Raw genomic sequence first — 18337 nt, forward strand, 5'->3', positions numbered from 1 at the left:
TCAAACCATGTGCCGCCGATTCCCCGCGCATTCCTGAAAATGCACGTTTTTCTGGGAAATTCGTGACCATCTGCGGCACATGGCTAAAGCTGCCACACCAAAATCAAACAATTGATATCGTTGAAGATTTTTGGTGAGCGCGCAGGGATTCGAACCCTGGACCTACTGATTAAAAGTCAGTTGCTCTACCGGCTGAGCTACGCGCTCCCTAGAGGAACAAATCGTCCCTGGAAGTGCGGCGGAACATAAGGGCGGCTTTCGCATTGGTCAACACCATAAAATCAAGTTTCTCCAACATAAATTCAAAAAATCAGCGCCAATTGATCGAAACTCCGAGCCCACAGGGCTTGTCGATGAAATCGCCACGCTTGAATTCGTCTTTTTGGCAAAGAATTTGATCTGTTGCGTGCCGAAAAGATAGAATCGCGCCGCTCAATAGCCGTTACAAAGAGCCTAAATGATTCCAGAAATCGATTCCGGTTGTCGAAATGATACTGTAGGCTACTCTGCGTAACTCATTCCAACGTTTCGGTTTTTCATGTCATTTGTCGCCAAAGCCGTTTTTCGTTTCAGACATTCCCTTTCCGGCATCGGGCTGGCACTGGGTACTCTGCTTTTCGCAGCAGCTCTGACACCGAGCCTCGTTCCACGAACATATGTGATGCAAGGTATCTTGTGCGGCGTGGCATTTGGTTCTGGATATGGTCTTGGCGTTTTTTGGCGTTGGATCTGGCACTACCTTGAATTGCCTGAACCTCACGACCGTTTACGCAGCCGCGTTAATCTGGTCGTCGGTCTTATTTGTCTGGCCGTCGCGATAGCAGCACTTTACCTTTCAGCTGGCTGGCAGAACTCGGTGCGATCTGTAATGGGCATGGAGCCCGTGCCAAGCGCTTATCCCGCAAGCGTCTGTGGATTGGCTATCGTTACCTTTCTGATCCTGTTGCTGTTGACGCGCGCGCTCATCTGGCTTGGGCACTACATTTCAGCAAAAATATACCGCGTTGTGCCACGAAGAGTGGCCAATGTGGTGGGGATAGCGCTGACCGTCGCCCTGATCTGGACGATTGCGAACGGCCTTCTTATTCAATCAACATTTGAGGTGCTTGATCGCTCGTTCCGTGAGTTTGACGCATTGATTGAGCCAGATCGTCCGCAACCCGTCGCGGCTGATAAAACCGGAAGCGCCGCGTCTCTCCTGAAATGGCAAGAACTGGGACGTGCCGGTCGTGAATTTGTAGCATCAGGGCCAACTGCTGACGAAATCTCGTCATTCACAGGGCGTCAGGCTGTGGACCCTATCCGGGTCTATGCCGGCCTGAATGTGGCCGATCAGCCCAGGCAGCGTGCAGAACGCGCCCTTGAAGAACTTAAGCGCCAAAACGGGTTTGACCGTTCGATCCTTGTCATCATCACGCCGACAGGTACGGGTTGGGTTGATCCGGCGGCAATGGATGGCCTTGAATTTCTTCATGATGGCGATGTTGCCAGCATTGCTATGCAATACTCCTATCTCAACAGCCCGCTTTCGCTGCTTTTCCAGCCCGAATATGGAGCGGAAGCCTCACGTGCACTGTTTACAACGGTTTATAACTACTGGAAAACCCTGCCGAAAGACCAGCGTCCGCGCTTGTATCTCTATGGCCTCAGCCTCGGTGCAATGAACTCCGAAAAATCCATTGCCCTGTTTGAAATGCTGGCAGATCCGATCAACGGAGCATTATGGAGTGGACCACCCTTCCCAAGCCGGGATTGGAAACAGATCACACGGGACCGAAATGCGGGTTCTCCAGAATGGCTGCCTGTTTTCCGGGACGGCTCTTTTGCCCGTTTCATGAACCAAAAAGGAGAAGCTCCTGGCAACGGTAACCGGTGGGGGCCGCTTCGTATCGTCTATTTGCAATATGCGAGCGACGCCGTGGTCTTCTTTGACAGTCACGCATTCTATCGCCAGCCGGAGTGGATGAACGCTCCACGCGGATTCGATGTTTCACCGCAATTGCGGTGGTATCCGGTGGTTACGATGTTACAGCTCGCGTTGGATATGGCTTTCGCGACCACAACACCGTTGGGTTACGGTCATGTTTATGCGCCGGAACACTATGTAGATGCATGGATTGAAGTCGCAGATGTCGATGGCTGGAGCGAAGATCAGATCAGTCGGCTCAAGCAGTATCTGCATCATAAGATGACCGGCGAAGACGTTGAAGGATACGACCAGCGCGGTGGTTAGAGCGCATCCCGAAAAGTGTGAAACGGTTTTCGGACAAAGATGAGCGTTAAAACAAATATTTGGAGCATCTACGAATTACCTCCAAACAAAAAACAGCCGCCCTTTTGAGGCGGCTGTTTTCCGAAAGCTTAATTTATCAACGGTAAGGCGAATAGCACTGCTGACGCGGACCGTTGTAAGGCTGGAACGTATTGTCCGAAGCACGGTAGGACTTGTAGCGGTTATAGCACCACTGAACGTGGTTGTTGCTATAACGATAAACCGGCTGAGGCGCAGGCTGTGCAATCGCACCGCCGATAATTGCACCAGCGCCGAAGGCTGCCAGTGGATACCACCAGCCATCATTGTGACGACGGTAGCCATTGCGATAGTGGTTATAGCCGCGATGACCGTTCCAATAACCTGGGCGCGGGCGATGATTGCCGTTCCAGCCCGGACGACCTGGGCGATGGCCATTCCAACCTGGACGACCCGGACGATGACCATTCCAATTGCCGTGACCACGGCGATCCCAACGGTCATTCCGAACCGGAACGACGTTATCGCTGCCAGCCACCTGAGCAGTGAGCAAGACCGGAGCAGCAGAAACTGGCGCCATCGCACCGATCATAAAAGTCGCGCCGATTAAGCCAACCATCATTTTTTTCAAGGTGTTAATCATCTTGTTCTCCAGTTCAACTGCACACATCATGGTCGATGTTAGATGAACGTGTGCTGAATGACAGCCAAGAATATATAGCACCCTATATATCTGGCAAGTGATGGGCCTGAGCTCAGCACAAACATAATTAATGCAAAACCAGCCTGGTGCCGATCCGGTGTCATGATAGCGAGTGCATTTTTCGAACCTGACGTATGAAATAGCATTTGCATTGGTCGGGATTCAAACGTCAAACTCTACCCACCAGGAATAAATGTGATTTTATTCGCAATTGCTGCCATTATCAGCTAACTTTACAACCTTCTAAAATGAGTTGTAACGGCGTGTGTGCGTTGGGGGTGTCGTGTCAACTGAATTAGAATCGGCCAGCAATTTCGCCTCGGACTTGATGTCAAAAGAGGCCAATCCATTTCTGGCTGCGGTGGAACATACGCCGACGCCGATGCTGATCACCGATCCACGCTTGTTGGACAACCCAATCGTCTATGCGAACAAGGCCTTCCTGCAACTGACAGGCTATCTGCCAGATGAAATCATCGGGAAAAATTGCAGGTTTCTGCAAGGCGTGGGAACGTCTCCCGAGCATGTGGCGAAAATCCGAGCCGCTTTGACGGCGGAAACATCCATCGATGTCGACATATTGAACTATAAGAAATCTGGCGAGGCTTTTTGGAACAGACTGCATATTTCACCAGTCAAAGGCCCTGATGGCGCGCTTCAGCATTTTGTCTCAACTCAGCTTGATGTCACGCTCGAACTCAAACGGCTTGTCGAACTTCAACAAGAGCGAGACTCGCTATCCAATGAAACAAAACGCCGCCAGAACCACCTCGATTACATCGTAGATGTTGCCAATATCGGCTATTGGACCCGTGATATGAAGACCGGCAACGTCACGGGTTCAGCTGAATGCCGTCGCATTTTTGGGTTCGAGGAAAGCGAACATATCCATTTTGACCAGATCATCGACATGGTAGTGCTCGAAGACAGAATGGCAGTGCTGCAGCAAACTGAAGAGGCCTTCGCGACCGGCGAACCCTATTCCATGGAATATCGGATCGTAAACAGAGCCGGCGAAACCATATGGGTGGAAACACGTGCAAAAGCTCTGCTCGTTGAAAACCCGACATTGCTTGGCGTGATGCTGGATGTCACTGAACGCAAGCAAACCGAAGCCGACAAAGCCCTCGTAACCCGCGAGATTTCTCACCGCTTCAAGAACTCGATGGCGATGGTGCAATCCATTGCTAACCAGACATTGCGCAATGCCAGCAATTCTGAGCAGGCAAGTCAGCTCTTCAACGAGCGTCTGCATGCGCTCGCCCAAGCACATGATATGTTGCTTCAGGAAGACTGGGGCGGCGCGACCATCACGCAAATATCCAATATGGCGCTGGCTCCGTTCAACAGAACATTCGGCAACCGCATCCGCATGAGCGGCCCTTCGTTGTTCGTGAGTGACCGCGTGACAGTGTCACTTTCACTGGGGCTATATGAGCTTGCGACCAACGCCGTCAAATATGGCGCTCTATCCAATGAACACGGCAGCATCGATTTCAACTGGGACGTCGTCGATGATCAGGGTCAAAAGAAATTCCAGATGCGCTGGATAGAAACAAACGGACCGTCTGTCACGCGCCCGTCACACCGTGGTTTCGGCCAGCGCTTGTTACGCCTTGTGCTGGCGGAAGAACTGAAAGCACGATGCGATATTGATTTCGCCGCTTCAGGTCTGAAAATCAATGTTCTGGCACCGATCACCTCCGACGTGTTTCCTGGGTTCGACCACAAGATGAAATCAGGTCAATTGATCGCCTGAGTTTGCTCGACGGCAATGCACAGAGGCATTTTGCCATCTGGCAGAGGCGCAGAAAAAGCGCCATATGCTGCTATCATGAACGATAGCTCCTCCCCCCATTTCACCGCCCGCACGGACGAACCATTATCCTCCACGCGCGATACAGCATCCGGTGGAACGCATTTCCTGCCTCTGACTGCGGATGCTCCGGCAGTTGAATGGCTGATTGCTGAGGGTTTGACCGATTATGAAGAGGCGCTTGCCTTCATGGAAGCGCGCGTTCAGGCCATTCGCGAAGGTACGGCAAATGAGCTTGTCTGGCTCGTTGAGCACCCTTCGCTTTATACGGCTGGCACGAGTGCCCATGCAGAAGATCTGCTGACACCTGATCGTTTTCCGGTCTTTAACACCGGGCGTGGCGGCGAATACACCTATCATGGTCCCGGCCAGCGCGTGGCTTATATCATGCTCGACCTCAAACGACGCCGTGAAGATGTGCGCGCGTTTGTAACGGCGCTTGAACAATGGATCGTCGAGACGCTTGCGCAATTCAACATCAGGGGTGAACGACGCGCAGATCGCGTTGGCGTATGGGTTGTGCGCCCTGAAAAGCCGCCACTTGCCAATGGCGGCATGTGCGAAGACAAGATCGCGGCTATCGGCATTCGGCTGCGTCGCTGGGTCAGTTTCCACGGCATTGCAATCAATGTCGAGCCGGAACTCGAACATTTCGGCGGCATCGTTCCTTGTGGCATCGCCGAATATGGCGTTACCAGTCTGGTCGATCTGGGGCTTCCAGTGACTATGGGCGACGTGGATGTCGCACTCGGCAAGGCCTTCGAAAGCGTTTTCGGCCCTCGTCAGACAAAGGGAAATTAGAGCATTTCTGATGATTCAACTTAATCTAGAAATGATCTAGACGGACTTCACGCGCCTCTCACGCATAAAGACATAGAAGCCCGATCCGACGATGATAAAGATGCCGAACCATTTCGACGGCGTTGGAAAATCACCGAAGACAATCAGTCCGACCAGCACTGCATTGACGATTTCAAGATACTGGAATGGCGCAAGCATCGATGCAGGCGCAAGCTTGAACGCCTGCACGACCAGCAGATGACTGACGGTGCCAATCGTGCCCAGCAGAAGCAACAACAACCATGGTTGGAGGCTGTACGGGAGCGCGAAAGTCAGATCCTCGACACCGATGGCCGTGCCAAGCACCATAGCCAGACCTGCAAGAAAAGCACCGCCGATGCCTGCATAGAGTTGCATGACGACGGGGCTTTCCTTAGCGCCATATTTGCGATTCAGGATCAGATAGATTGCAAAGGTGACAGCGGTCGCCAAGGGCAGCAGTGATACTGCCCCGAAAATCTCAAAACTCGGCTGAATGACGATCATCGTACCGATCAGCCCGATGCCGACGGCACTAAAACGACGCCAGCCAACCTTTTCTTTCAGAAACACAGCAGAAAGCAGCGTCAGGATCAGTGGTTCGGCGAAGAACACCGCCATGGCATCGGCCAGGGGCATATATTTGACCGCCGTGAAAAAGCATGTGCCACCAAACCCCATCAGGGCACCGCGAACCAGATTGCCGGTAAGATGCATCGTGCGCAAAGCTGTGAAGCCGCCCATGACGATCAACACCAGAAACATCAGCACGGACTGGATGAAAAATCGCATAAAGGTGACTGTTGCAGGCGGCATATTATCCATCATGGCAAGCCACTTGCCGATGGCATCCATAAGCGGCAGCAGCAACACCGAGAGCACCATGATTGCCATGCCCTTCACATGCGCTTCTACGCCAACTCTCGCACTGCCCTGCATTTCACCACTCGCAATTTTCTCACCACGCATTGCGCTTACGCGAATGGACTCTTCGTTTCCATCTTAATCAGCCTCAGAAAAGCGTGCGGTTTGACTTTCGCCATGTTTCTGGTGCAAATCCCGTTGCGGACGAATAAAACCCTTTGATAAAGCCCGGCAAAAGCAGAACGTAAGGCGAACTTTAGTCGCCTTTCGTGAATTCCCGTGGCATCATCTATATGATTCGCAGACAGACTATTTTCGGCTTAAGCGTGCATGACGCTGCCCTCGTAGATTCAGACAGAAAGCTTTTCGGACAAAGATGGACGATAACGATCTCTTTTCCAGAGTAGTCAACAATGCCCGCGAACGGGTGCAGGAGCGACAGTCTGAAAAGGCTCCCGCCCCTCGACCTGTTGCGCAGCCGGCAGCGACACCGTTGCCATCTGCCCCAAAGCCCGCACCTGTTGCTACCAAGGCACCACCCGTCTCGTCGGGAAGCGATGATTATAACGCGTCATCTATTCGTGTCCTTGAAGGCTTGGAGCCGGTCCGTTTGCGCCCCGGCATGTATATTGGCGGCACGGACGAAAAGGCTCTGCATCACCTTTTTGCTGAAGTCATCGATAACTCGATGGACGAAGCGGTTGCAGGCCACGCCAACTTCATTGAAGTCAGTCTCGATGCTGAAGGCTTCCTGACTGTTAGCGACAATGGCCGCGGTATTCCGGTGGATGAGCACCCGCAGGTTCCGGGAAAATCCACGCTTGAAGTCATCATGACAAAGCTACATGCGGGCGGCAAGTTTGACGGCAAAGCCTATGAAACCTCCGGCGGTCTGCATGGCGTGGGTGTTTCGGTGGTCAACGCCCTTTCCGATGTTCTGGAAGTCGAAGTCGCACGCAATCGCCGCCTCTATCGTCAGCGCTTTTCGCGTGGCATTCCGCAGGGTGGTCTGGAAGATGCAGGCGAGGTGCATAACCGTCGCGGCACGCGTGTCCGCTTCCATCCAGACCCGGATATTTTTGGCAAAAGCGCCCATTTCGATCCGCACCGGCTTTATCGCATGGCGCGGTCGAAAGCCTATCTGTTTGGCGGCGTGGAAATCCGCTGGAGCTGCGACCCGGCTCTTCTCGACCCGAAAAAAGAAACGCCCGAAAAGGCCGTATTCCATTTCCCAGGTGGCCTGAAAGATTATCTTTCTGCGTCGCTGGGCAAAGAACATCAGGTTACGCGCGAGATTTTTGCAGGCCGTACTGAAAAACAAGGCGGGCATGGTGCAGTTGAATGGGCTGTATCGTGGTATGGCGGCGACGGCTTCGTGAATTCTTACTGTAATACGATCCCGACCGGCGATGGCGGCACGCACGAAGCAGGCTTACGCATTGCTTTGACGCGGGGCCTGAAAGCCTATGCAGAGTTGACCAACAACAAACGCGCTTCAATCATCACCACCGATGACGTGATGATTTCAGCGGCTGCCATGATGTCGGTTTTCATTCGCGAACCTGAATTCGTCGGACAGACCAAAGACAAGCTTGCGACGGTTGAAGCGCAGCGTATTGTGGAAAATGTCATCCGCGATCCGTTTGACCACTGGCTTACAGCTTCGCCACAGGAAGCTTCACGCTTGCTCGACTGGGTTGTCGATCGCGCTGAAGAACGCCTGCGTCGCCGTCAGGAAAAGGAAACTGTCCGCAAAAGTGCTACGCGCAAGCTGCGCCTTCCCGGCAAGCTTGCCGACTGTACGCAGAACGCGGCGGCCGGTGCCGAACTGTTCATCGTCGAGGGTGACTCGGCTGGTGGTTCGGCGAAACAGGCGCGCAATCGCTCCAATCAGGCGATCCTGCCACTGCGCGGCAAAATTCTGAACGTAGCGAGTGCAGGCCGCGAAAAGCTGACCGCAAACCAGCAGATTGCCGATCTCGTGCAGGCGCTTGGTAGCGGTACGCGCAAGAATTATCGCGAAGATGACCTTCGCTATGATCGCGTCATCGTCATGACCGATGCTGACGTGGATGGCGCGCATATCGCATCGCTTCTGATTACATTCTTCTATCAGGAGATGCCGGACCTCATTCGTAACGGCCATCTCTATCTCGCCGTACCGCCGCTTTATCGTTTGAGCCAGGGCGGTAAAGTCGCTTATGCGCGCGATGATGCGCATAAGGACGAATTGCTTCGCACGCTGTTCACCGGACGCGGCAAGATTGAAATCGGTCGCTTCAAAGGTCTTGGCGAGATGCGTGCCGAGCAGCTCAAGGAAACGACCATGGATCCCAAGAAACGCACGCTTCTGCGGGTACACGTCGATGAAGACTATATCGATGAGACGCGCAACACGGTCGATGATCTGATGGGCACAAAGCCGGAAGCCCGCTTCCGCTTCATTCAGGATCGTGCGGCCTTTGTGGAAGAGCTCGACATCTGATCGGGTTCAATCGGGTGGTAATACGTGAAAATACAGATGGCAACTCATCAACAATGAGCTGCCGTTTCTCTGTAAAAAGATCAACTTTTCACATCAATCCCAAGCCTGCTCTCAATCTCTTCGGTGGATTCTTTGACAAAAAACGTGAGGTCCGTGCTCAGCGTTACGATGCGGGTTCCCGTCCCATATGCATTATAGGAAAGAACGTGGTTGAAATTCACTGCAACCCGTTCGCCACTGACATCCGTAAGCATGATCCACATAAGCCCCTCCTCCTGAAAATAGTTGCTATAGAAGAGGATAGGAGCGCGTCTTGAAATGGCAATGCCCGCTTAGAGCGGGTCGCATTTCTTTATATCCATGTGGCACGTTTTAAGTCATTGTTTTCAAGCATGTCTTTATCCCAAAACCGGTTCCCACTTTTGGGCGACATGCTTTAGAGCTTTACCTGCATTCTGACTTTATCGACATTGCGACCAAAGCTCTCGGACCATTCTTCGCTGCGGTGATAGGTCCTGAACCCTGCTTTTTCATACAGCCCGATTGCCGGAAGATTATCGGCATGGGTGCCTATTTCGGCTTCCGCAAAACCATCGAGAACAATCTGCACCATCAGCGCGCCAAGCAATGCGCCACCCAATCCCTGGCCATGGTGGGCGGGATTAACCCAGAGGTCGGAAATATAGTTTGATTTCGGGACGCGCGCACCCCAACCGCAAATCTCACCGTCTAGCGATGCGACCAGAACGCCATCTGCATTCTCGTTCAGATCACGCAGGAATTTCGCTTTAAGCACAGACCGACTTTCATCCGTCAGCTCAATGTCTCGCGCCGCAGTTTGCCATGCACGAACGGCTAGTTCAGCCATAAAAACAAACTCGCCGGACATTTCTGCCCGGCGAATGAGAGGTTCAGATTTTACCACCATTTCTTCGGGGTAAAGCGTCCGGCTGCCTGCTCGATCGCACTGGCTGCCTGGAACAAGGTTTCTTCCTCAAACGGACGACCAATCAGCTGCAAGCCAAGCGGCAGGCCCTGATCGTTAAGACCCGCAGGAACAGCAATGCCCGGCAGACCGGCCATGTTGAGCGTAATGGTGAAGATGTCGTTGAGATACATCTTGACCGGATCGTTCGCCAGTTCCTTGTCGCCAATGCTGAACGCAGCAGACGGCGTTACAGGTGTCAGGATTGCATGAACGCCGCTTGCAAAGACGTTTTCAAAGTCTTTCTTGATCAGCGTGCGAACCTTCTGCGCGCGCAGATAATAGGCGTCGTAATAGCCAGCCGACAGGACATAGGTTCCGGACAGGATACGGCGCTTCACTTCCTTGCCAAAGCCAGCAGCGCGGCTCTGTTCGTACATATCGGCAATATCCTTGCCCGGTACGCGCAGACCATAACGCACACCATCATATCGTGCGAGGTTGGACGAAGCTTCTGCAGGCGCAACGATATAATAGGCGGCAAGTGCGTATTTGGTGTGCGGTAGCGAAACATTGACTATTTCTGCACCCGCATCTTTCAGATATTGGACGCCCTTCTGCCAGAGCGCTTCGATCTCTTCCGGCATGCCATCCATGCGATATTCGTTCGGAATACCGATCTTGAGCCCCTTCAGGGACTTGCCGATAGCTGCTTCGTAATCCGGCACCGGCAGATCAACCGAGGTCGTATCTTTCAGATCAAGCGATGCCATGGACTTGAGCAGGATCGCTGCATCACGCACATCGCGGGCAATCGGCCCAGCCTGATCAAGCGACGATGCATAAGCAACTGTGCCCCAGCGCGAAACGCGGCCATAGGTCGGCTTGATGCCGACAGTGCCTGTGAAAGCTGCGGGCTGGCGGATCGAGCCGCCCGTATCGGTTGCCGTAGCGCCTGCGCAAAGATGCGCCGCAACTGCTGCCGACGAACCACCCGAAGAGCCGCCCGGCACCAGATCGACGTCCGAGCCATCCGCACGCCATGGGTTTTTCACAGGACCGTAATAGGAGCTTTCATTGGACGAGCCCATGGCAAATTCGTCCATGTTGAGCTTGCCCAGCATGACTGCGCCATCTGCCCAGAGATTGGCTGTTACGGTCGATTCATATTCCGGCTTGAAGCCATCAAGAACATGCGAACAAGCCTGCGTGTGAACACCCTTGGTCGCAAACAGATCTTTCACGCCAAGCGGAATACCTTCAAGCGCACCGGCTTTGCCTTCAGCGATACGCGCATCGGAAGCCTTTGCCATTTCGCGCGCCTTTTCAGGCGTCACAGCGACATAGGCATTGAGCTTGTCATTGGCGGAATCAATAGCCGCAATATAGGCATCTGTGAGTTCAGTCGCGGTAAATGCCTTGGCCTTCAGCTTGTCGCGCGCTTCGGCAATGGTCAGTGCGGTCAGTTCGCTCATCGTCAAATCCTGTAAAGTCACGCCTCAACGAGACGCTTTTCAAAAAAGGCGCTGTATTCGGAGTCCGGATAATCCAGAACCACACCACAGCGCACAAAACCCGAATTCTCATAAAGCCGCCAGGCGCCATCGAAGCCGGTGCCAGTGCCCGTTTCAAGGACCAAACGCGAAATACCCCTGGCTCTTGCCAGCTCGACAATCGCATCGACAAGAAGTGAACCGACACGCTTGCCGCGGACTTCCGGGCGAGTGAACATGCGCTTGAGTTCACCCACACCGTTGTCATGCATTTTCAACGCACCACAACCAACAGCCTTGCCGTTCTCATCTCGTGCGACGAAAACCGTGGTATTCACCTCTGCCATCTGTTCGACAGTCATCTTGAACTGGAACTCGAGAGGCGAAAGCGGCAGCATATGCGCATTCAGCGCTTCAACCAGATCGCGCACATCGTCCTGCAGTGGGGTCTCGACGGAAACCCGAACGACCATCGACTTACTCCACGACCTTTGGCACCACGAAGAAATTGTCTTCGGTTACAGGCGCATTGGCAACAACGGCATTGGCGATATTACCATCCGTCACTGCGTCTTCACGCAGGCGCATCTTCATCGGCGTCACCGAAGTCATCGGCTCAACACCTTCAATATCGACTTCGTTCAACTGCTCGACAAAGCCCAGAATTGCATTGAGTTCACCGGTCATGCGTGCAGCTTCATCTTCACTGACAGCAATGCGCGCAAGATGCGCAACGCGCTTGACGGTGGAAATATCGACGGACATCCTGTTCTCCGCAAATGCTTGAGTAGGACAGCATGAGGCTGCCCCGGAAAGGTTCTTTTACCGGCTATAACGGTGCGGGTGGGGAAGCGCAACATTTCTTGCGCTTCCATCCGCAGTTAGAAACTGTGAACAGTGCCGGGTTCAGCCACCAGCACCTTTGTTTCCTTGTGATCGGCCATTGCCGCAACGAATTTGTCTGCTGTCTTTTCAATGAACGGGAACGAGCCGTAATGGCACGGCAACACGGTCTTGAAATTGAAATAGCGCTGGCAGGCGAGTGCGGCAACAGCGCCACCCATGGTGAAGCGATCACCAACCGGCACGATGCCGATTTCTGGCTGATGCAGTTCATTGATGAGAGCCATGTCGGAGAAAATATCCGTGTCACCCATATGATATAGTGTCGGCGCATTTTCGAAATGGAACACCAGGCCGTTCGGATTGCCCATTGATTGCGTGATGCCATCTTCAGTCATCAGTGCAGAAGAATGCAACGCGTTGACAAACGTCACGCTGAAGCCATCGCGAACAATCGTGCCGCCGGTATTGCCCATGCTGAAATTTTCAAGGCCCTGGCGACCGAGCCAGCCAGTTATTTCAGGGTTTGCGATAACCGTTGCACCATGCTCTTTGGCGATTTCGACTGTATCGCCGATATGGTCGCCATGACCATGGGTCAGCGTAATATGCGTGACACCCTGCGTTGCTTCTTTAAAATCGATGCCTTTGGCGCCAGGGTTTCCATTGATGAATGGATCGATCAGAATGACCGCTTTGTCCGTTTCAACACGATAGGCTGCGTGGCCCAACCAGGTGATTTTCATTGCAGTACTCCTTGCGGCTCGATTTTCAGTTTTAAAACAGATATTACGCGAATGAAGTTTCAGGCAATATGACGCCTGATCAAAATGCTATGAGGAACCCAAAGAGGAACAATGGCCGTCGTTGAAATCGAAGACGTTTTGGAAATTCTGCAACCTGGCCAGACCATTGCCGGTCTTGATCTTGGCACCAAAACCATTGGCCTTGCCGTTTCCGATCTTGGCCTGTCCTTTGCCAATCCTCGACCTGTTATCAAACGTGCCAAGTTCACAATCGATGCACAGGTGCTGCTCAAAGCGCTCGAAGCCGACAAAGTTGGCGTCATCATTATCGGCCTGCCGATGAACATGGACGGCACTGCGGGCCCACGCGTTCAGGCAACACGCGCATTTGTACGCACCATGCAGCCGCTGACCGATCTGCCATTCGTATTCTGGGACGAACGGCTCTCGACAGTTGCTGCCGAACGCGTACTGATCGGCATGGATGTTTCTCGCGGCAAGCGGGCCGAACGCATCGATTCAGCCGCTGCATCATTCATTCTGCAAGGCGCACTGGATCGCCTTCACCTGCTCGATCGTCAAAGACACGAGAACAATCCCGAATAGTGGTTCGGATAACCGACAGTCCACAAATTAATGGTCGGCAGAAAAAACTAAAAAATAAATGATTTCACTTGCTCCTCTAGTCACTAGAGGATTTAGACTCGCAAAATAGTTACTTATTTTACGAGATAAATTTATGAGTTTTTTACAAAATTTTATGCGCCGATACGTCGGCAATATGAGCAATGGACATAACGATTATAGAAATGGAACGAACCATGGAAATGGTTATGGGCAGGGCAAATGTCACGGCTCCAAACATGGCAGTTATTCTCCATGGGAAAATCAGCAGGCACAACCAACGCCACAACTGAAGGCCTGTCTGGCATGCAATTTCGGCGCTGACGCCTCAGCATCATATTGTTCGAAGTGCGGTTCCGCCTTTGCAAAACCAAACGAGCAGACCTGCTCCAGATGCCAGACTATGTTGTCATCTGATAGCCGGTTCTGTTCTCAGTGCGGGCAACAAATCAATCCGGCTTGACCTTTGATCAGCTACTCTCTGGATAGAGCTGATCGAGGATCCTGTTGGCATTGTGGCGCGCGTCGAGCATGCCATAAGTCGAGCGCCACTGCCCACCGAGCCGGGTTTCAATGAAAGCATCCGCAATGTCGTCTGCACCAAGATTACGCAGTTCGGCGGCAGCGGCGGCATAGGCAAGCTGTTCCGTTAGCAGACGCGCGACGCCCTGATCGGTTTCAGTCAGCTGCAATGCGGCCTGAAGCACATCGATTGTGCCCTGCCCACGCACACCCAGTTGTTCGCTGATCCAGTCCAGCACTTCATCGAAAAGCGACGGTGCGCGTGACAGCACCCGGGCTACATCGAGCGCCATCACATTGCCCGAGCCTTCCCAGATCGCGTTGACAGGAGCTTCACGATAGGCGCGGGCGAGATTGCCCTCCTCAATGTAACCATTGCCACCAAGGCATTCCATGGCTTCATAAAGCAGTGACGGCGCGATCTTGCAGACCCAATATTTGACAACCGGTGTCATACAGCGGGCAAAAGCGGCTTCCGCCCGGTCACTTGCGGCCATATCGAAAGCACGCGCAAGGCGCATGGAAAGTGCCGTCGCACCTGCAACATCAAGCGCCATATCAGCCAAAACGCGGCTCATGAGCGGCTGTTCGATCAATGGTTTATCGAACACTACCCGATGACGCGCATGATGAACGGCTTCAGCCAGGCCTGAACGCATCAAACCAGCGGAGGCAACCGCACAATCAAGCCGGGTCAACGTTACCATATCCATAATGGTCTTCACGCCCTCGCCGGGATTTCCGACAAGATGGCCGATAGCACCGTCAAATTCGACTTCTGCGGAAGCGTTGGATTTATTGCCCAGTTTGTCTTTCAGGCGCTGGAAGAAGAAGCCATTTCCAGCGGCTTCGTTGGTCAAACGTGGCAACAGGAAGCATGAAAGGCCCTCTTCCGCTTGAGCCAGCACGAGAAATGCATCGGACATTGGAGCCGACATAAACCATTTGTGTCCGCTCAGTGTGTAAGTGCCATCCTCTTTGCGTTCAGCACGGGTCGTATTGGCACGCACATCTGTGCCGCCCTGCTTTTCGGTCATGCCCATGCCGAGCGTGATGCCCTGCTTGTTGAATGCAGGCTTTTGCGAAGAATCATATTTGCGCGACAGAACCTGTGGCGACCATTCCTTGTATAGTTCGGACGACGCCATCACGGCGGCAAGCGATGCATTCGTCATCGTCAGTGGACAAAGATGTCCGGCTTCAAGCTGCGCTGTCAGATAAAAACGCGCGGCACGTGCCTGATGCCTGCGACCTGTCTCAAGAGGATTGGCCTCCCAGATCGAGCAATGCAGCCCTTGCGCAATCGAACGGCGCATCAAGGCATGGTAAGCGGGATGATATTCAACAAGATCGACACGTCGTCCCTGCCGGTCATGCGTACGCAGTTTCGGCAATTCGGTATTTGCAAGCCGTGCGAGATCCTGCGCTTCCGCCGACAAGACAAAACGTCCGGTATTCTCCAGATCGGTATGAAGCTCTTTCGGAAAACGCGCTGCGATTTGTATCAGAAGCGGATCGCCCAGATATGCATTGGTGCCCGTCATGGACGGTGTCTGGTTGGTGACTTCGTGAGTTTTCACAGGCTTATCCGTTTGGTTAGAGCATTTGAGCCAAAAGTGCGAAGCGGTTTTGCGTGAGGCAAATGCGTAAGAACAAGTAGTTAGAGCGATTTCAGCGATTCAGTCTTAACTGGAACCACTCTAAGGTCTGTTGAGAATTAAAGCGGGTACAGAATTCAATTTATGCCCTCATGCATTCCAATTTCCTAACATTTTCCAACGGACGTGCAATTTCCACCCAAAAGAATACAGGTTTTTCTTTGTGAATCGACCAAAGCCATTATAAGGGCGGTTGCGGTCCAGCTTTCGCAGCTCTATACGGGTGACTTGCCATGACAAACCAAACGGTCTCTCCGCTATTCCCTCACCGCCACCTGCTTGGCATCAAGGGGCTATCGCCCCTGGACATTCTTTGCCTTCTTGATCTTGCTGATCAGGAAGTCGCTGTTTCAAGACAGCCAGAAAAGGAAAAGTCCGTGCTGCGCGGTCGCACGCAAATCAACCTCTTCTTTGAAGCATCGACGCGAACACAATCTTCGTTCGAACTGGCTGGAAAACGGCTGGGCGCTGACGTGATGAACATGTCCGTCGGCAATTCGTCGGTCAAAAAAGGCGAAACGCTGATCGATACGGCCATGACGCTCAACGCCATGCAGCCCGATATTCTGGTCATTCGCCATGCTTCGGCCGGTGCTGCGGCACTGCTTGCGCAAAAAGTCGGCTGTGCAGTCGTCAATGCAGGCGACGGTGCCCATGAGCATCCGACCCAGGCACTGCTTGATGCGCTCACCATCCGTCGCGCCAAGGGCGAAATCGGAAACCTTATCGTTGCGATTTGCGGCGATGTACTTCACTCACGCGTTGCGCGCTCCAATATCCTTCTTCTCAATGCACTCGGGGCACGCGTTCGTGTTGTTGCTCCTTCGACGCTGCTGCCCGCTGGCATCGCTGATATGAGTGTCGAAGTTTACAATACCATGGAAGAAGGCTTGAAAGACGCTGATGTCGTCATGATGTTGCGCCTTCAACGCGAGCGTATGGCCGGTTCCTTCGTGCCTTCGGTGCGCGAATATTTCCATTTTTATGGGCTCGACACCGAAAAGCTCAAATATGCAAAGCCTGATGCTCTCGTCATGCATCCTGGCCCGATGAACCGCGGCGTTGAAATCGCCTCCGACATTGCCGATGGTCCACAAAGCATGATCCAGCAGCAGGTTGAAATGGGCGTGGCCGTTCGTATGGCGGTCATGGAAGCGCTGCTTGATCCCCGACGTAGCCAATCGAGCACCGGAGAACGAGCATGAGCGCGGTCCTGTTTGAAAATGCCCGCATCGTTGACCCTTCTCGCGGGCTGGACGAAAACGGCAGCTTGCTCATCCAGGATGGCAAGATTGTCGCAAGTGGTGCCGATGCGCGCAATCAGGGCGCTCCAGAAGGCGCGGAAATCGTTGATCTCAACGGCATGGCAATCCTGCCCGGTCTGGTTGACTCGCGTGTTTTCATCGGTGAACCCGGTGCCGAACATCGCGAAACCATCGCTTCTGCAAGCCGTGCGGCGGCAGCCGGTGGTGTCACCTCCATCATCATGATGCCCGATACAGATCCGGTCATTGATGATGTTGCGCTTGTTGAATTCGTCAAGCGTACTGCGCGCGACACGGCCATCGTCAATGTCCATCCGGCAGCAGCCATTACCAAGGGACTGCATGGCGAGGAAATGACCGAGATCGGTCTGCTTCGCAATGCGGGAGCCGTTGCATTCACCGAAGGTCGTCACACGATTGCCAACACGCAATTGATGCGCCGTGCACTGACCTATGCCCGTGACTTTGACGCGGTCATTGCCTGCGAAACCCGCGATCCCTATCTCGGCGCAAATGGCGTGATGAATGAAGGCTTGTTCGCAAGCTGGCTCGGTCTGTCCGGCAGCCCACGTGAAGCTGAAGTCATCCCGCTCGAACGCGACCTGCGGCTCGCCGCACTGACCAGAAGCAAATATCACGCAGCCCAGATTTCCTGCGCCATGTCTGCCGATGCTTTGCGCCGCTCAAAAGAACTCGGCACGAAAGTCACTGCCGGCGTTTCCATCAACCACCTGTCGCTCAACGAAAACGATATTGGCGAGTTCAGGACATTCTTTCGTCTTTCGCCGCCTCTGCGCAGCGAGGAAGATCGTCTGGCGATGGTTGAAGCAGTCAGGAATGGAACAATTGATATTGTCGTTTCTGCCCATGATCCGCAGGATGTCGACACCAAGCGTCTTCCCTTCGCAGATGCCGAAGCTGGTGCCATTGGCCTGGAAACGCTGCTCGCAGCGGCTCTTCGCCTCTACCACAATGACAGCATTCCTTTGCTGCGCCTTACGGAAGTGCTTTCGACCGCGCCCGCGCGTATTTTCGGCCTTGATGCCGGAACGCTCAAGCCCGGTGCAAAAGCTGACCTTGCCATCGTTGATCTCGACGAGCCGTGGGTCGTTCGCGAGCAGGATCTGCATTCGCGCTCGAAGAACAGCTGCTTTGAGGGTGCTCGCTTCCAGGGGCGTGTGAACCGCACCATAGTTGGTGGCAAAACCGTTTACACAGCTTAGCAATCGCTTAAATAAGCATCCAGAATAATGCCTTAGGCTTTTCTGGCAGCTCTCACAAATTTTAGAAAAGCCGTCTTGCTTTTAGGCGGCTTTTCTTCTC

General features: G+C 53.4%; 17 protein-coding genes and 1 tRNA gene. 8 read left to right on the forward strand and 10 right to left on the reverse strand.

Features of this window, described 5'->3' with window-relative positions; genetic code table 11:
• Positions 1–131 precede the first annotated feature (131 nt).
• Positions 132–207 (reverse strand) — tRNA-Lys (locus C9380_RS16235).
• A gap of 331 nt (positions 208–538) precedes the next feature.
• Between C9380_RS16235 and C9380_RS16240 the strand changes: the two genes are divergently transcribed.
• Positions 539–2233, forward strand: a complete 1695-nt coding sequence (locus C9380_RS16240; RefSeq protein ID WP_024900248.1) for an alpha/beta hydrolase — start codon at positions 539–541, stop codon at positions 2231–2233.
• Between the two features lie 136 nt (positions 2234–2369).
• Here C9380_RS16240 and C9380_RS16245 read toward each other — a convergent pair whose 3' ends face one another.
• Complete coding sequence (locus C9380_RS16245; protein WP_100557211.1) at positions 2370–2894, reverse strand: BA14K family protein; 525 nt, start codon at positions 2892–2894, stop codon at positions 2370–2372.
• A 388-nt stretch (positions 2895–3282) separates the two neighbouring features.
• On the opposite strand from C9380_RS16245, the gene C9380_RS16250 reads away from it, so the two are divergent.
• On the forward strand, positions 3283–4713 hold the full coding sequence (locus tag C9380_RS16250; RefSeq protein ID WP_128094454.1) for an HWE histidine kinase domain-containing protein: 1431 nt from the start codon (positions 3283–3285) through the stop codon (positions 4711–4713).
• A 30-nt stretch (positions 4714–4743) separates the two neighbouring features.
• Entirely contained in the window at positions 4744–5571 is an 828-nt protein-coding gene (gene lipB, locus C9380_RS16255; protein ID WP_105707616.1) for a lipoyl(octanoyl) transferase LipB, read from the forward strand.
• Between the two features lie 36 nt (positions 5572–5607).
• On the opposite strand, the gene C9380_RS16260 is transcribed toward lipB, so the two are convergent.
• On the reverse strand, positions 5608–6528 hold the full coding sequence (locus tag C9380_RS16260; protein WP_128094455.1) for a DMT family transporter: 921 nt from the start codon (positions 6526–6528) through the stop codon (positions 5608–5610).
• A 301-nt stretch (positions 6529–6829) separates the two neighbouring features.
• On the opposite strand from C9380_RS16260, the gene parE reads away from it, so the two are divergent.
• A complete protein-coding gene (gene parE / locus C9380_RS16265; RefSeq protein ID WP_024900243.1) occupies positions 6830–8938 on the forward strand; it encodes a DNA topoisomerase IV subunit B in 2109 nt (702 codons plus the stop codon).
• Positions 8939–9018: 80 nt separating this feature from the next.
• Here parE and C9380_RS16270 read toward each other — a convergent pair whose 3' ends face one another.
• The 6 genes from C9380_RS16270 to C9380_RS16295 all read right to left on the reverse strand — a co-directional run bounded on the left by C9380_RS16270 (position 9019) and on the right by C9380_RS16295 (position 12945).
• Entirely contained in the window at positions 9019–9201 is a 183-nt protein-coding gene (locus C9380_RS16270; protein WP_024900242.1) for a hypothetical protein, read from the reverse strand.
• A 173-nt stretch (positions 9202–9374) separates the two neighbouring features.
• Complete coding sequence (locus C9380_RS16275) at positions 9375–9806, reverse strand: GNAT family N-acetyltransferase (protein ID WP_247877616.1); 432 nt, start codon at positions 9804–9806, stop codon at positions 9375–9377.
• Between the two features lie 50 nt (positions 9807–9856).
• A complete protein-coding gene (gatA, locus tag C9380_RS16280) occupies positions 9857–11338 on the reverse strand; it encodes an Asp-tRNA(Asn)/Glu-tRNA(Gln) amidotransferase subunit GatA (RefSeq protein ID WP_128094044.1) in 1482 nt (493 codons plus the stop codon).
• Between the two features lie 17 nt (positions 11339–11355).
• A complete protein-coding gene (locus tag C9380_RS16285; protein ID WP_100557217.1) occupies positions 11356–11829 on the reverse strand; it encodes a GNAT family N-acetyltransferase in 474 nt (157 codons plus the stop codon).
• 4 nt (positions 11830–11833) lie between these two features.
• Entirely contained in the window at positions 11834–12121 is a 288-nt protein-coding gene (gatC, locus tag C9380_RS16290) for an Asp-tRNA(Asn)/Glu-tRNA(Gln) amidotransferase subunit GatC (protein ID WP_024900239.1), read from the reverse strand.
• 116 nt (positions 12122–12237) lie between these two features.
• Positions 12238–12945 carry a metal-dependent hydrolase gene (locus C9380_RS16295; RefSeq protein WP_024900238.1) on the reverse strand — a complete coding sequence of 236 codons (708 nt, stop codon included), beginning with the start codon at positions 12943–12945 and terminating at the stop codon, positions 12238–12240.
• 111 nt (positions 12946–13056) lie between these two features.
• Between C9380_RS16295 and ruvX the strand changes: the two genes are divergently transcribed.
• Together ruvX and C9380_RS28540 are read left to right on the forward strand one after the other, a co-directional pair.
• Positions 13057–13551, forward strand: a complete 495-nt coding sequence (gene ruvX / locus C9380_RS16300) for a Holliday junction resolvase RuvX (protein ID WP_128094045.1) — start codon at positions 13057–13059, stop codon at positions 13549–13551.
• Positions 13552–13726: 175 nt separating this feature from the next.
• Positions 13727–14032: a double zinc ribbon domain-containing protein gene (locus tag C9380_RS28540; protein WP_353954649.1), complete on the forward strand. Its 306-nt coding sequence runs from the start codon at positions 13727–13729 to the stop codon at positions 14030–14032.
• A 7-nt stretch (positions 14033–14039) separates the two neighbouring features.
• Here C9380_RS28540 and C9380_RS16310 read toward each other — a convergent pair whose 3' ends face one another.
• Complete coding sequence (locus tag C9380_RS16310) at positions 14040–15671, reverse strand: acyl-CoA dehydrogenase family protein (RefSeq protein WP_105707587.1); 1632 nt, start codon at positions 15669–15671, stop codon at positions 14040–14042.
• Between the two features lie 311 nt (positions 15672–15982).
• Here C9380_RS16310 and C9380_RS16315 point away from each other — a divergent pair, with 311 nt between their 5' ends.
• Both C9380_RS16315 and C9380_RS16320 read left to right on the forward strand, forming a co-directional pair.
• Positions 15983–16954 carry an aspartate carbamoyltransferase catalytic subunit gene (locus tag C9380_RS16315; RefSeq protein WP_128094047.1) on the forward strand — a complete coding sequence of 324 codons (972 nt, stop codon included), beginning with the start codon at positions 15983–15985 and terminating at the stop codon, positions 16952–16954.
• Complete coding sequence (locus C9380_RS16320) at positions 16951–18237, forward strand: dihydroorotase (protein ID WP_024900234.1); 1287 nt, start codon at positions 16951–16953, stop codon at positions 18235–18237. The genes C9380_RS16315 and C9380_RS16320 overlap by 4 nt, the downstream gene beginning before the upstream one ends.
• Positions 18238–18337 lie beyond the last annotated feature (100 nt).

It is taken from the genome of Brucella pituitosa (assembly GCF_003049685.1).
Classification (GTDB): domain Bacteria; phylum Pseudomonadota; class Alphaproteobacteria; order Rhizobiales; family Rhizobiaceae; genus Brucella; species Brucella pituitosa.